11 protein-coding genes, 1 tRNA gene and 1 pseudogene are annotated in these 13,982 nt (G+C 40.4%); 11 read left to right on the top strand and 2 right to left on the bottom strand.

The features are described from left to right. Window positions 1-9: 9 nt before the first annotated feature. Entirely contained in the window at window positions 10-576 is a 567-nt protein-coding gene (locus HMPREF0493_RS08070) for a prenyltransferase (protein ID WP_006352063.1), read from the bottom strand. A 51-nt stretch (window positions 577-627) separates the two neighbouring features. On the opposite strand from HMPREF0493_RS08070, the gene HMPREF0493_RS04245 reads away from it, so the two are divergent. The 10 genes from HMPREF0493_RS04245 (at window position 628) to HMPREF0493_RS04200 (ending at window position 11,825) form a co-directional block, all read left to right on the top strand. Then, window positions 628-700, top strand: a tRNA-Thr gene (locus HMPREF0493_RS04245). Window positions 701-779: 79 nt separating this feature from the next. Then, window positions 780-2,093: a C1 family peptidase gene (locus HMPREF0493_RS04240; protein WP_006352062.1), complete on the top strand. Its 1,314-nt coding sequence runs from the start codon at window positions 780-782 to the stop codon at window positions 2,091-2,093. A 72-nt stretch (window positions 2,094-2,165) separates the two neighbouring features. Further along, complete coding sequence (locus tag HMPREF0493_RS04235) at window positions 2,166-2,819, top strand: HD domain-containing protein (RefSeq protein ID WP_006352061.1); 654 nt, start codon at window positions 2,166-2,168, stop codon at window positions 2,817-2,819. A 158-nt stretch (window positions 2,820-2,977) separates the two neighbouring features. After that, window positions 2,978-4,612 (top strand): peptide ABC transporter substrate-binding protein, encoded by a 1,635-nt coding sequence (locus HMPREF0493_RS04230; RefSeq protein ID WP_006352060.1) that lies wholly within the window; start codon window positions 2,978-2,980, stop codon window positions 4,610-4,612. A 76-nt stretch (window positions 4,613-4,688) separates the two neighbouring features. Further along, window positions 4,689-6,326: a peptide ABC transporter substrate-binding protein gene (locus tag HMPREF0493_RS04225; RefSeq protein ID WP_006352059.1), complete on the top strand. Its 1,638-nt coding sequence runs from the start codon at window positions 4,689-4,691 to the stop codon at window positions 6,324-6,326. A 177-nt stretch (window positions 6,327-6,503) separates the two neighbouring features. After that, entirely contained in the window at window positions 6,504-7,646 is a 1,143-nt protein-coding gene (gene guaB / locus HMPREF0493_RS04220; protein WP_006352058.1) for an IMP dehydrogenase, read from the top strand. Window positions 7,647-7,825: 179 nt separating this feature from the next. Continuing rightward, window positions 7,826-8,755: an oligopeptide ABC transporter permease gene (gene opp3b / locus HMPREF0493_RS04215; RefSeq protein WP_006352057.1), complete on the top strand. Its 930-nt coding sequence runs from the start codon at window positions 7,826-7,828 to the stop codon at window positions 8,753-8,755. 6 nt (window positions 8,756-8,761) lie between these two features. Further along, window positions 8,762-9,793, top strand: a complete 1,032-nt coding sequence (locus HMPREF0493_RS04210) for an ABC transporter permease (RefSeq protein WP_006352056.1) — start codon at window positions 8,762-8,764, stop codon at window positions 9,791-9,793. Window positions 9,794-9,808: 15 nt separating this feature from the next. Further along, complete coding sequence (locus tag HMPREF0493_RS04205; RefSeq protein ID WP_006352055.1) at window positions 9,809-10,861, top strand: ABC transporter ATP-binding protein; 1,053 nt, start codon at window positions 9,809-9,811, stop codon at window positions 10,859-10,861. A 22-nt stretch (window positions 10,862-10,883) separates the two neighbouring features. Continuing rightward, window positions 10,884-11,825: an ABC transporter ATP-binding protein gene (locus HMPREF0493_RS04200; RefSeq protein ID WP_006352054.1), complete on the top strand. Its 942-nt coding sequence runs from the start codon at window positions 10,884-10,886 to the stop codon at window positions 11,823-11,825. Between the two features lie 178 nt (window positions 11,826-12,003). Here the strand turns inward: HMPREF0493_RS04200 and HMPREF0493_RS04195 are convergent, their stop codons facing one another. Beyond that, window positions 12,004-13,320 (bottom strand): C1 family peptidase, encoded by a 1,317-nt coding sequence (locus HMPREF0493_RS04195; RefSeq protein WP_006352053.1) that lies wholly within the window; start codon window positions 13,318-13,320, stop codon window positions 12,004-12,006. A 168-nt stretch (window positions 13,321-13,488) separates the two neighbouring features. Between HMPREF0493_RS04195 and HMPREF0493_RS08345 the strand changes: the two are divergent. Continuing rightward, window positions 13,489-13,954, top strand: a pseudogene (locus HMPREF0493_RS08345) (transposase); the annotation flags it as partial. Between the last annotated feature and the right edge of the window lie 28 nt (window positions 13,955-13,982).

The raw sequence follows: 13,982 nt of genomic DNA, 5'->3' as shown, positions 1-13,982 counted from the left end.
GCCTAAAATTTAGAAGTGGAGCAAGAAGCCGATGAACATCGTAACGATTTCGGTAGCAACCACGATATGGAAGTTGAAAATCGAAGTCATAAAAGTCTTTTGCTTATCCGGGTTAGCGACGAATTTATCAACATTCTTTTTAACCCAAGGGAAAGTTCCCAAAGTTAAAATTGTACAAATTGGGGCAAAGCGGAGAATCACACTTAAAATAATTGCGACGTACGGCATGTATTCCAAGAAGTAATAGAAGTTGACCGCTTTTTTAATTCCAAAGACAATCGGCATAGTCGCCCGACCATTGATCTTATCACGATCATGGTCAGCAATATTGTTGGCCAAAATCGCGCCTCCAATGAAGAACATCATCCAGTTTGTTCTAAAGCAAAGCCAAAGCCTACCAGCGCAGGCGATTGTCATTAAAACAACGATATAGGTCCATGCAACCCACAATGGAATGTGTTCAGCTTCAATCGGACTGTTGCTCTTGGTTTTTTCATCTTTTGCCGTGATGTAATCTATAGTATGATTAATACCGGTGATCATATTGTTTAAAATTAATTTTTCTCTATCCTCCATTCATTTTATATTTTAAACTATAGATATAGTCTTTATCAAAAACGCTTTTATGCTGCTTTAGCTCAGGAGGTAGAGCACCGCCGTGGTAAGGAGGAGGTCCCCAGTTCAAATCTGGGAAGCAGCTTTTTATATTTGGCTTGAATGATAAAGAGCTATAAAATTAAAAGCAAAAGATTAGAGATGCAATAAAGAAGGGATGCACAATGACTCATAAACTTACTTTTGACGAAATTGCTGATTTTCAAAAGAATTATCAAGCAGATGCCCGCAATCAAGTAGCTGAAATGGCAACAGTTACTAATGGCGTTCAACAAGCCAGCTTTAATACTGAAGCTGTGCGAGACATCAATCGGACTTTTTCAATTGAAATTCCAACTGATGCAGTAACCAACCAGAAGCAGTCAGGACGCTGCTGGCTGTTTGCAGCATTGAATGTGATGCGTCATCAATTCGCTAAGAAGTACCATGCTAAGAATTTTGTCTTTTCTCAAGCATACTTGTTCTTCTGGGACAGAATTGAACGCGCCAACATTTATTTTGATCATATTTTGGAAACTGCTGATAAGCCAGTAGATGATCGAACGGTTCATTTTTATTTGCAAGGACCAGACACCGATGGTGGTCAATGGCACATGGCTGTTTCTTTGATTAGAAAATATGGTTTGGTACCAGATTATGCTTATGGCGAAAGCTTTACGGCTAATAACACGGCTGCTTTCAATCAAGCTTTGAACATGAAGCTGCGCGAAGACGGTCTTGTTTTGCGTGAACTTTCCCAAAAGGGTGATCAAGATGAGATCGAAAAGAAGCGGAAAGAATTTTTGAACGAAGTTTACCGGATGGCAGTGATTGCCTTTGGTGAGCCAACGCAAAAATTTGATTTGGAATATCGCGATGATGACAACAAATATCAATTAGATCAGAATTTGACGCCGCTTGATTTCTTCCACAAGTATTTTGAAGATGATCTTGATGAATATGTTGTATTGTTTAACGCACCAGATCATGAATTTGATAAGCTTTATGCCTTGCCATTTGAGGACAATGTGGAAGGCGGAACGCCAATTCAATTTTTGAATACGGAAATCGATAATTTAAAGCAAGCAGCAATCAAGCAGCTTGAAGCAGGCGAAACTATTTGGTTTGGCTGTGATGTTGGCAAGGAAAGCGACCGGCAAAAAGGCTTGATGGTCAAAAACCTGCATCAAACTGATACGCTTTTTAATATTGAAACCAAGTTGAATAAGAAAGAACGCTTGTTGACTGGTGCCAGCGGCTCAACGCATGCAATGACTTTGGTGGGCGTTGACGTTGTTAATGGCAAGCCGCGCCAATGGAAGGTAGAAAATTCTTGGGGCGATAAGGTCGGCAAGAATGGCTACTTCGTAATGAGCGATGATTGGTTTGATGAATATTTGTTCAAAGTTGTCGTTAAGAAGAAGTATTTGCCAAAGAAGCTAGTGGAATTAGCTGAAGGCAAGGCAACGCCAGTTCCATGTTGGGACAGTATGGGATAAGTTGCACTTGCAGGCTTTGTTTGCTTAGTGCAACTATTCTTGATTACGTGAGTAATTGGAAAAAGTGAAGTTATGGATTTAAGCAAAATTATCGCTTTTACGCAGCAGCAACTGGCAGATGAGCGTACAGGACATGATTTTTATCATGGCAAACGAGTAGCAGATCTTGCTTCTAGAATGTATCTCAGCGATCATGCCTCAGCTCACGCTGACAGCCGAGTAGTAGCAATTATTCGCACGGGCGGCTACCTGCATGATACGATCGATGAAAAGATTTGCGTCGATCCGGTAGCGGTGATTGCCAAAATTAAAAAATTGTTGCCGGAGGTTGGCTTTACTGAACTTGAAACAGAAGATATTTTGTTTTCAATCCAGCATTTGTCTTTTTCTCAAAATATCGATCATCATTATCATTTGCCGCTAACAGGACAATATGTGCAAGATGCTGATCGTTTGGAGAGCCTGGGTGCAATTGGGATTGCACGGGCGTTTGCTTATGGTGGAAAACATGGCAATTTAATCTATGATCCTAGGATCAAGCCGCAAAAGCTGGTTAGTCATGACCAGTACCGCCAACATGAGGAGACAACGATTAATCACTTTTATGAGAAACTTTTTCATTTAACTGACCTCATGAACACCGAAGGTGGCCGAAAAGAAGCCGAAAAACGGACGAATTTTATGCGTGAATTTGTCAAAGAATTCATGTTAGAGTGGAATGTTTAATTTAATTTAATCTTGATAAAGACCGGTATAGCAATGCTATCCGGCCTTTTTACATATTATAATAAAAATACTTATTGCATTTTAATAAATAGCTGGGTATACTGATAATCAAGTTAATAAATTTTATTAAATTTATCATTTTGAGAGGAGTCGGTTATATGAAATTTACAAGAGTATTGGCAGCAGGAGCCACTGTTTTGGCCTCAGCTGTAGCACTTGCGGCCTGTGGTTCATCCTCAAGTAGCAACTCTTCATCTTTAGCTAAGCAAACCATTAACTGGGAAGAAAGTGCTGAAATCCCAACAATGGATTTGTCGAAGGCTACCGATGTAACCAGTTTTAACCAATTGAACAACGTTATGGAAGGTCTTTACCGTTTGGGCAAAGATTCCAAAGTTGAACCGGGTTTGGCAACTAAGACAACAGTTTCTAAAGATGGTAAGACTTGGATTTTCACTTTGAGAAAGAATGCTAAGTGGTCCAATGGTGATCCTGTAACCGCTAAGGATTTTGTTTATTCCTGGCGCAGAACAATTAATCCAAAGACTGCTTCTCAATACGCTTACTTGTTTGAAGGAATTCACAACGCTACCAAGATTAGTGCCGGCAAGGCCTCAGTGAATAGCTTGGGTATTAAGGCTGAAGGCAACTACAAGTTGGTCGTCACCTTGGACAAGCGAATTCCATACTTTAAGTTGTTGATGGGCTTCCCATTATTCTTCCCACAACAAGAAAAGGCAGTAGAAAAGTACGGTTCTAAATACGGTACAGCTTCTAAGTACATGGTTTACGATGGACCATTTAAGCAAACCGGTTGGACTGGCTCAAACCTTTCATGGAGCTTAAAGAAAAACCCAGATTACTGGGATAAGAAGCACGTTAAGTTGAACACCATTAACTACAGTGTTCAAAAGACGCCATCAACTGCTTACAACTTGTACCAAGCTGGCAAGATTGATGCCGTGGCATTGGATGCTTCAGAAACCAAGAACTTGAAGAACCAAAAAGGCTTTACCCTTCGTCCAGGTGCAAGTACTTTCTACTTACAATACAACGAAGCTAAGAATAAGAATTTAAAGAATGCAAACTTACGTCGTGCTATCTCTCTTGCAATTAACAGAAAAGCTGTAACTAGTGCCTTAGGTGGTGCTAACAAGCCAGCAAGTTCATTGACAGCTGCAGGTCTTACCAAAGTTGAAGGTCAAGACTTTGCTACTAAGGCTAAGGACACTCAATACAGTAAGTACGATCCAGCTGAAGCTAAGAAGCTTTACAAGAAAGCACTTAAAGAATTAGGTGTGAAGAGCATATCCTTAACGATTTTGTCTGATGATACCGATGCTGGTGAAAAGACCACTGAAACTCTTCAAAGTGAAATTGAAGAAAACTTAAAAGGCATTAAGATCAGTGTTCAAAACCTTCCATTCAAGACTCGTTTGAGCCGTTCAACTTCCGGCAACTTCGATATCGTTGTTAGTGGTTGGGGTGCAGACTTTGCCGATCCAATTTCATTTGACGATTTGTTCACTACCAACAACCCAAACAACAACGGTAAGTGGAAGAACAGCGAATATGATAAGTTAATTGCCGCTTCTAAGACTACAAGCAACAACGAAGAACGTTATAACGACCTTGTAAAGGCAGAAAAGATCTTGCTGAAGGATCAAGGTATTACTCCTTTGTACTACCAAACTACAGCTTGGTTGATTCGTCCAAACATCAAGGGCGTGATCTACAACCCCGCTGGTGCTAACTACAACTTCAAGGAAGCATATGTTTCAAGTAGCAAATAATATAGGAGCTGCTGAGTCAAAAAGAGATAGCTGCAGCAGTTGGCTATCTCTTTTTGATTAGAAAGTGTATTAAGTTATGAAATTAAATTGGAAACGATGGCTTGCAGCAGGCCTTGCTGTTGGAGCATGTGCGCTGGCACTGACAGCCTGTTCAAGCGGTTCAAGTTCATCTACTAGTGCTAAACAAACAATTTCTTGGATGGAAACATCTGAAATTGAAGGGATGGACCAATCAGTTGTTACCGACTCAACTAGTTTTAACCAATTGAACAACACGATGGAAGGTTTCTATCGTTTGGGTAAAAATTCAAAGATTGAACCCGGAATTGCCACTAAGACTACAGTTTCAAAGGATGGTAAAACATGGATTTTCACTTTGAGAAAGAATGCTAAGTGGTCCAATGGTGATCCTGTAACCGCCAAGGATTTCGTATATTCATGGCGCAGAACGGTTAACCCAAAGACCAATTCACAATATTCATACTTGTTCTCAGGCATTAAAAATGCTGACGCTATCATCGCTGGTAAGAAGTCAGCCAATACTTTAGGCATTCAAGCCGAAGGCAATTACAAAGTTAAGGTTACTTTGGATAAAAGAATTCCATACTTCAAGCTGCTGATGGGCTTCCCATTATTTGCACCTGAAAATGAAAAAGCGGTTAAGAAGTTTGGCAAGAAGTATGGTACAGCTTCTAAATACATGGTTTATGATGGTCCATTTGTTCAAAAGGGCTGGACTGGTACCAACTTAACCTGGAAATTGGTTAAGAACAAGAATTACTGGGACAAGAAGGCTGTTAAACTGCAAACGATTAACTACAGTGTTCAAAAGACTCCTTCAACCGACTACAACTTATACCAAGCTGGCAAGCTTGATGCCGCTATTCTTAGTGCCCAAGCAGCTAAGAGTTTGAAAGGACAAAGCGGCTACACTGTTCTTCAAACTTCATCGACACAATACCTTGAAATCAATCAAGCCAAGAACAATGGCTTAAAGAATCTTAACTTACGTAAGGCAATTTCAATGGCAATTGACCGTAAAGGCTTAGCTAGCGCTGTTGGTGGCGCAAATAAGCCAGCCACTACTTTATCTGCACCTGGCATGACGATTGTTAATGGCAAGGACTACACTGATTTGGTTCAAAATTCTCAAACCAAGGCTCTTTGCACATACAATCCGACTAAAGCCAAGGCCTACTTCAAGAAGGCTTTGAAGGAATTAGGCAAGAGCAAGCTTTCATACACAATCCTTTGCTACGATGATGATGCTTCTAAGAAGGCAGCTGAATCAATTCAAAGCAACCTTGAAGAAAACTTAAAGGGCTTAACTGTTAACATTTCAAGCATGCCTAAGAAATCTGCTTTGAGTCGTGGGGTTGCCGGCAACTTTGAGATCTTCTTAACGGGCTGGCAAGCTGACTTCAACGACCCAATTTCATTCCTTGACATGAACACTACCAACAACTCATACAACTGGCAAAAGTGGTCTAACAAGCAATACGACAAGTTGGTTGCTGCTTCTAAGACTACTTCAAGCTCAAGTCAACGTTGGAATGATTTAGCTAAAGCCGAACAAATTATCATTGAACAACAAGGTGTAACACCACTTTACCACGCAGCAAGCGCTTGGATGATTCGTCCATCTGTTAAGAACGTTGTCTTCAACGGTGCAGGTGCCAACTACGACTTCAAGACCGCTTATGTTACAAAATAAACAACAATTTTTAACCTACCAATTTATTAAACACATATCCTCTCTTTCTATAAAAGAAGAAGCTAGAAAAAATATTCTAGCTTCTTTTCTTTTGCACTTGACCAAAATATATTCAACTAGTAAAGTATAGCTAATTTAAGTTAATAATGAATTATTTAGAAAAGGAGAGCAGTTTCGATGTCAAATTGGGATACAAAGTTTGCCAAAAAAGGTTTAACTTTTGATGATGTTTTGCTTATTCCAGCAGAAAGTCATGTTTTGCCAAATGAAGTAGATTTAAGTACGAAGTTAGCTGGTAATTTAAAATTAAACATTCCACTAATCAGTGCCGGGATGGATACGGTCACTGAAGGTGCAATGGCGATCGCAATGGCTCTCCAAGGTGGCTTGGGCGTTGTTCACAAGAACATGTCAATTCGAGCACAAGCAGGAGAAGTTGCTAATGTTAAAAGCGTAGTTGTACCAAATGGCGCAACAAAGGCCGCAGTCGATGATCAAAATCGTTTGCTTTGTGCAGCTGCAGTTGGTGTAACCAGTAATACTTTTGAAAGAGCTGAAGCATTACTAGAAGCAGGTGCAGACGCAATTGTAATTGATACGGCTCATGGTCACTCAGCTGGCGTATTGCGCAAGATTAAAGAATTCCGTGAACATTTTCCAAACCAAACTTTAATTGCTGGTAACGTTGCTACTGGCGATGCTACTCGCGCATTGTTTGATGCTGGTGTTGACGTAGTTAAAGTCGGAATTGGACCTGGCTCAATTTGTACCACTAGAATCGTCGCCGGTGTTGGTGTTCCGCAAATTACCGCGATTTATGATGCAGCTACGGCTGCTCGTGAATACCACAAGCCAATTATTGCCGATGGTGGTATTAAGTACTCTGGTGACGTTGTTAAGGCTTTAGCAGCAGGTGGTAATGCCGTAATGCTCGGAAGCATGCTTTCAGGTACTACCGAAGCTCCTGGCGATATTTTTGAAGATAACGGCAAGAAGTACAAGCGCTACCGTGGCATGGGTTCAGTTGGTGCTATGGCTCAAGCTCATGGTTCAAGCGACCGTTACTTCCAAGGCGGTGTTAACGAAGCCAACAAGCTTGTTCCTGAAGGTGTTGAAGCTCGTGTTGAATACAAGGGTGATGTCAGCGATGTTGTCTTCCAAATCGATGGTGGCCTTCGTTCAGGCATGGGCTACTGTGGTGCCGCAAACATTAACGAATTGATTGATAAGGCACAATTTGTTCAAATTACCAATGCTGGTTTGCGTGAATCACACCCACACGATGTGCAAATGACTAAGGCAGCTCCTAACTATAAGTAATTTAAATAAAATAGCTAATAGTAGATATAGCAAGCAATAAGAGAAAAGGATTTGATCCTTTTCTCTTATTTTTTTAATTAATATGTTATTTTCTTAGACAATTTCCATTTTTCTGCTATAATTAGGCCGAACATTAAAAATTGATGTGAAGATTAAAACAAAAATAGGGAGCTGTTAATATGGCTAAGTACTTATTGAAACGTATTTTATATATGATCCTCACTTTGTTTGTTGTAGCAACGGCAACCTTTTTCTTAATGAAATTAATGCCAGGTTCTCCATATGCTAATGAAGCAAAGATGACGCCAACACAGTTAAAAATTATGAATGAGCAATATGGTTTGAATAAACCTGTTTGGTTGCAATATCTCATTTATATTGGAGGAATGCTCCATGGTAATTTTGGAACATCCTTCCAATACAGCAACCAGCCAGTTTCATCATTAATTGCCTCTCGTCTAGGTGCATCTTGTCAATTAGGTTTGCAAGCCTTAATTCTTGGTGTTGTTTTGGGCGTTATCATCGGTGCAATTGCCGCAATGAGACAAGGCACATGGGTTGATTCTACAGCAACTGTTTTTGCAATTATTGGTAAATCGGTCCCTAACTTCGTTTTAGCAGTTCTTCTGCAGTACTACATCGGTTTGAAATTAGGTTGGTTCCCAATCGCTGGCTGGGGTCAATTTTCAGAAACGATTTTGCCAACCATCGCCTTGGCGGTAGGTCCATTAGCTGAAACCGCGCGGTTCATCAGAACGAGCATGGTTGATACTTTAAGCAGTGACTATATTGAATTAGGTAAGGCCAAAGGTTTGAGCAGAATTGAAGTTATCCGCAAGCACGCAATGCGTAACTCAGTTATCCCACTGGTTACTTTAATTGGACCATATGCGGTAGCTTTGATGACCGGTTCAATGGTTATTGAAAATATCTTCAATATTCCTGGAATCGGGGAACAATTTGTTAAGTCAATTTTGACGAATGATTACCCAACAATTATGGGAATTACGATGGTCTACTGTATCGGATTGGTCATCGTATTGCTGATCACGGATATTGTTTATGGCTTGATTGACCCAAGAATTAGATTAGCTGGAAACGAGGATTAATGATCTATGGATGAAAAAGATTTAAAACTTAGTCCAGATGCCTTTGAACCATTACCAAAGAGTCAGGCTCAAGATAATGAAAAAATTGCGGGTCCGGCACTTTCATTTGGTCAAAACGTTTGGATCAGATTCAAGCAAAGAAAAGCAGCGGTTTTGTCTGCGATTGTAATTATTTTGATGGTGGTTATAGCTTTTGGCTCAACGCCATTTATTAATAAGGCAACTTTGGTTAAATCCAATCCACAATATGCCAACTTGCCAGCTAAGGTTCCAGGCTGTAGTGCCATTAATGGCTTGAACGGCAAGATCAAACAAAATGGTCAATGGGTTGATGCTTATGCCCAAAACAATGTGCCGAAGAATAAATATTTCTTAGCCGGAACGGATTACTTAGGTCGTTCATTGGGCCAAAGAATTATTTACGGTACTAAGATTTCACTGATCGTTGCGCTGGTAGCTGCCTTCTTCGATCTGACGATCGGAGTCGCGTACGGAATAATTTCCGGATGGAAAGGCGGAGGAGTCGATAACGTCATGCAGCGGATTATTGAAATTATCTCCTCTGTTCCTAATTTGATTATCGTTGTTTTGATGCTGATTGTTTTAAAACCAGGTATTACTTCAATTATCTTGGCAATTGCCATTTCTAGTTGGACAACAATGGCCCGGCAGATCAGGGCGGAGACCTTGAGTTTAAAGAATGAAGAATATATTTTAGCAGCACGTTCATTAGGTGAATCAGGTTGGAAGATTGCGATTAAGCACTTAATTCCTAACCTTTCAAGTATCATCATTATTCAGACGATGTACACCATTCCAAGTGCCATCTTCTTCGAAGCATTCCTGAGCTTCATCGGAATTGGGATTACAGCTCCTCAAACTTCATTGGGTGTATTGCTTAACGAAGGTCAAAAGAACTTCCAATTCTTGCCATATCAAATGTGGTATCCAGCAATTATCCTTTGTATTTTGATGATTGCTTTCAACTTATTAGGTGATGGCTTACGTGATGCGTTCGATCCTAAGGGACAAAGATAGGGAGGCAGAAGCTAAATGCCAAAGAGAATTTTAGATGTTAAAAATTTGAAAATCGACTTCCACACCTATGCTGGTGAAGTTAAGGCAATTCGCAATGTGTCTTTCCACTTAAACGAAGGTGAAACGTTAGCGATCGTAGGTGAATCAGGTTCAGGAAAATCAGTTACTACGCGTTCGATTATCGGATTGCTTGCCCGTAATGCGCAAATCATGGGTGGCGAAATTGATTTCCATGGCAAAAATTTGCTGGATATTTCGGAAAAAGAATGGCAAAAGATTCGTGGCAATGAAATTGCAATGATTTTCCAGGATCCGATGACTTCACTGGATCCAACGATGAAAATTGGACAACAAATTGCGGAACCTTTGATCAAACATAAGGGAGCTTCAAAGAAGGAAGCTTGGGCCAAAGCCTTGGAAATGATGAAGGCCGTAGGTATTCCAAATGCCGAAGAAAGAATTAATGAATATCCGCACCAATTTTCAGGTGGGATGCGGCAGAGAATCGTGATTGCGATTGCACTGATCTGTGAACCTGAGATTCTGCTGGCAGATGAACCAACAACTGCTTTGGACGTAACGGTACAGGCCGAAATTTTGGACTTGATGAAGAGTCTGCAAAAGCGGGTTAAAACTTCTATTATTTTCATCACGCACGACTTGGGCGTAGTTGCCGGAATGGCCGATCGCGTTGCCGTTATGTATGCCGGTGAATTCATGGAGTATGGCACGGTTGATGAAATCTTTTATAACCCACAGCATCCATATACTTGGGGCCTGATTAACTCAATGCCTACTTTGGAAAGCAACACTTTGGAATCAATTCCAGGTACGCCACCAGATCTGCTTGATCCGCCAAAAGGCGATCCATTCGCTCCAAGAAACAAATATGCGATGAAGATTGACGTACAGCGTAAACCACCTTTCTTTAAGGTATCAGATACGCATTATGCTGCTACTTGGCTGCTTGCGCCAGGGGCACCGAAGGTAGAACCACCTCTGGAAATTCAAAGACGGTGGAAGAAATTTAAGCTAATGCAAGAACAAGATAAAGTAGAGCAAAACTAGTAACAGCTGAAAGGAGATATTTATGCCAGAAAAGAAAAAGCTTTTGCAAGTGAAGCATTTAAAGCAATACTTTAAAAATGGTCGCGTAATCACCAAGGCTGTTGACGATGTTAGTTTTGATATCTATGAAGGCGAAACTTTTGGTTTGGTAGGTGAATCAGGTTCAGGGAAAACAACGACCGGACGTTCAATTTTGCAGCTTTATAAACCAACGGCTGGTGAAGTAATTTTTGAAGGAAAGAATGTTGAGAATTTAAAGAGTCGTGAAGAAAAATTGGCCTTCCGGCGGGATGCCCAAATGATTTTCCAGGATCCATATGCATCACTTAACCCTAGAATGACGGTTGAAGATATTATCGCTGAAGGGCTGGATATTCACCATTTGGTGAAAAACAAGGAAGAACGTCGAGAAAAGGTTGAAGAACTGCTTGAAACTGTCGGTTTAAACCATAGTCACGCCAGCCGTTTCCCACACGAATTCTCTGGTGGTCAGAGACAAAGAATTGGGATTGCTCGCGCTTTGGCAGTAGAACCAAAATTTATTGTTGCCGATGAACCAATTTCTGCTTTGGATGTATCGATTCAGGCCCAAATTGTTAACTTGATGATCGATTTGCAGAAGAAGCATGGTTTGACCTATTTGTTTATTGCCCACGATTTATCAATGGTTAAGTTTATTTCTGATCGAATTGGGGTTATGCACTTCGGTAAATTGCTGGAAGTTGGTCCGGCTGATGCAGTTTATAACAAACCGCTTCATGACTACACTAAGAGTTTAATTTCTGCTGTGCCTGTACCTGATCCTGAGGTTGAAAGAAACCGGCACAGAATCGCTTATGATGCTCAAAAAGAAGAAATGGACGGCAAGCCGCGGTCAATGCACGAGATTCGTCCAGGGCACTTTGTAAGATGCAGTGACGATGAGGTAGAGCATTATCAAAAGGTAGCGGAAAGTTATGAATGATGTTCAACACAAAAACTTGTTTTTTGATGTTGAACACATCTTGATTGCGAAGCAAGCAAGCTAACCTTGGACACAAAAACTTGTTTTTTGATGTTGAACACATCTTGATACTAAAAAAGGCTTTGAAAAAATTCTCAAAGCCTTTTTTAGTATTTTAATTCTGATTTATGCTTCTGATTTATGCTAATGAGTCCCAAAGTGGAAGGTCAGTAATTTCACCTTCAGCAAGCTTCTTTTGCTCAGCAGTCAAATACTTCTTATGAACAACAACTTCGTAAACATAGTCGTTGAACCAATCGTTGTTCATAACGTAGTAACCCTTGGCACCAGATTTATCACCCCAAGAATTTTCTACCTTCCATTGACGAATGTCGCCGTTGTCTTCATCGACACCAACTAAAGTCATAGCATGGCTAACCATGCCTACACCGGTTCTTAAACGATCAGCCTTGCTCATATCAAGGTTAACGCCAAACAAATCATTCAATTTGTAAAGGTTAGTATCAAGGTAACCGGTCTTACGGTCCATTTGACGAAGAACATCGTTACCAAACCAAACAGCTTCGCCATCTTTTAATTGAGCAATAGCTGCTTGTGACAAGTATTCCATTGGTACGTTTAAAAGCTTGATTCTGTATGAACCTTCGACGTTGTCTTCACCTGGAAGGCCGTAAAGCTTGTTGTATTCGTGGTCAGGAGCGTTTGTCAAAACAACATAGTCGTCAAAGTCCAAATCGCCTAAATACTTGTGCAAGAATTCAGTTGGAGTTAAGTTCTTTTCCAAATGATACTTCTTATCATCATCACGGTATTCAAGGTCAAACTTCTTAGGTGGTTCACCAACTGCGATTGCAGTCATGCGGTAAACTTCGCTCAAGAATTTCTTGCGGGTCTTTTCAATTTCTTCGTCTTTGCCTTCTTGTTTTAACTTACGCAAAACAAGAGTATCCTTCTTAAGCTTGTCACCCAAAGCAGTAGCAAAGCCGGTGGTGTCATTTGTATTGGCATTTTCTGGCATTGCGTATGAAGGAACGACACCGTACTTAGCGATCAAAGCTGCAGCCATATGGAATTGACCACCATCGCTGCCAGCAAAGTCTAAGTCAGCCTTAACTTCACGTGAGTCAAGGGGCTTGTCAGCATTCTTCAATACTTGATCGTAAAAAATGTTGGCCCGCTCGATCTTGTCCCAGAAGAAGTTGTAAGCTTGTGAGAAAGTGAAGTTCTTAGCCTTGTACTTCTTGCCAAAGAAGTGACGAGTAATGTTTAATGCTGAAAAGAGCCAGCAACGACCAGAATGCTTTTGGTTGGTAACATTGTCAGTATCTAATTCAGTTGAAAATACGCGAGTTAATTCACCTTGAACGCGTTCATTATATGAAGCTTCAAGAACGCCGCTTCTTTGAGCAGCGCGGGCAATAACTTGATTTTGAGGATCTGCGTTGAATTCTTTTGAAAACTCATCGAGTTCTTGCAGAGTTAATTCATGAGCCATAAAAAATCTCCTTTTTAATCTTTTCTTAAATTAATTACTATTTTATGCCTAATTTTATTTAAAGTAAAAGAAAAGTGGCTCTATAATTTTTCCTGTTGATGTCTGTGATAAGCTGTTAACAGTTTTTTTATTTCAAAAAAAAGAGGATATAGTCCTCTTTTATAAAAAATCTATTCCACTAAAAATTTTAAATTTTCGCTTAATATTGAAGATCAAAATATTATTTTTAAAGACTGTTTTTATCGCTTTTTTGATGGCAGAAAGCAGAAAATCTATCAGGCCGTTTTGCTTCAGCCGGCCTGTCCTTTCTGCAGCTCCAAGGATTTGATTCACAATGGCCACTTAAAAACTGAGAGCCGCTATCTCGCTGCCAATGCCAGCCGGCCAATTATTATTCGTTTATTTAAATAGAGAGTCCTCTGCCGCTCTTGCCAAAACCGCTCCATGACCAGCATTGCCCGCTAGAACAATGCTTCCTTCAACACGGTTCAAAAAGACGCTTTTGAAGTTCTTTGGCAAATTCGCTCCTGAGGCTAGAGCCAACGTAAAAACAGTCGCTATGGATCTCAACTTTTATTATCAAGACATTGTCAGAGCCTGCTTTCCTAATGCTCAGATTGTCATTGACCGCTTCTGATGATTTGGACAAGATTCATCCGCGC

Origin of the sequence: Lactobacillus amylolyticus DSM 11664, assembly GCF_000178475.1 — a bacterium.
Classification (GTDB): Bacteria; Bacillota; Bacilli; order Lactobacillales; family Lactobacillaceae; genus Lactobacillus; species Lactobacillus amylolyticus.
The sequence above is the reverse complement of the archived record's forward strand: the minus strand, read 5'-3'. Positions and strand labels throughout refer to the sequence as shown.

Coding starts and splice junctions, on each gene's coding strand:
- HMPREF0493_RS08070 (WP_006352063.1), bottom strand. CDS start 576: ATGGAGGATAGAGAAAAATTAATTTTAAACAATATGATCACCGGTATT.
- HMPREF0493_RS04240 (WP_006352062.1), top strand. CDS start 780: ATGACTCATAAACTTACTTTTGACGAAATTGCTGATTTTCAAAAGAAT.
- HMPREF0493_RS04235 (WP_006352061.1), top strand. CDS start 2,166: ATGGATTTAAGCAAAATTATCGCTTTTACGCAGCAGCAACTGGCAGAT.
- HMPREF0493_RS04230 (WP_006352060.1), top strand. CDS start 2,978: ATGAAATTTACAAGAGTATTGGCAGCAGGAGCCACTGTTTTGGCCTCA.
- HMPREF0493_RS04225 (WP_006352059.1), top strand. CDS start 4,689: ATGAAATTAAATTGGAAACGATGGCTTGCAGCAGGCCTTGCTGTTGGA.
- guaB (WP_006352058.1), top strand. CDS start 6,504: ATGTCAAATTGGGATACAAAGTTTGCCAAAAAAGGTTTAACTTTTGAT.
- opp3b (WP_006352057.1), top strand. CDS start 7,826: ATGGCTAAGTACTTATTGAAACGTATTTTATATATGATCCTCACTTTG.
- HMPREF0493_RS04210 (WP_006352056.1), top strand. CDS start 8,762: ATGGATGAAAAAGATTTAAAACTTAGTCCAGATGCCTTTGAACCATTA.
- HMPREF0493_RS04205 (WP_006352055.1), top strand. CDS start 9,809: ATGCCAAAGAGAATTTTAGATGTTAAAAATTTGAAAATCGACTTCCAC.
- HMPREF0493_RS04200 (WP_006352054.1), top strand. CDS start 10,884: ATGCCAGAAAAGAAAAAGCTTTTGCAAGTGAAGCATTTAAAGCAATAC.
- HMPREF0493_RS04195 (WP_006352053.1), bottom strand. CDS start 13,320: ATGGCTCATGAATTAACTCTGCAAGAACTCGATGAGTTTTCAAAAGAA.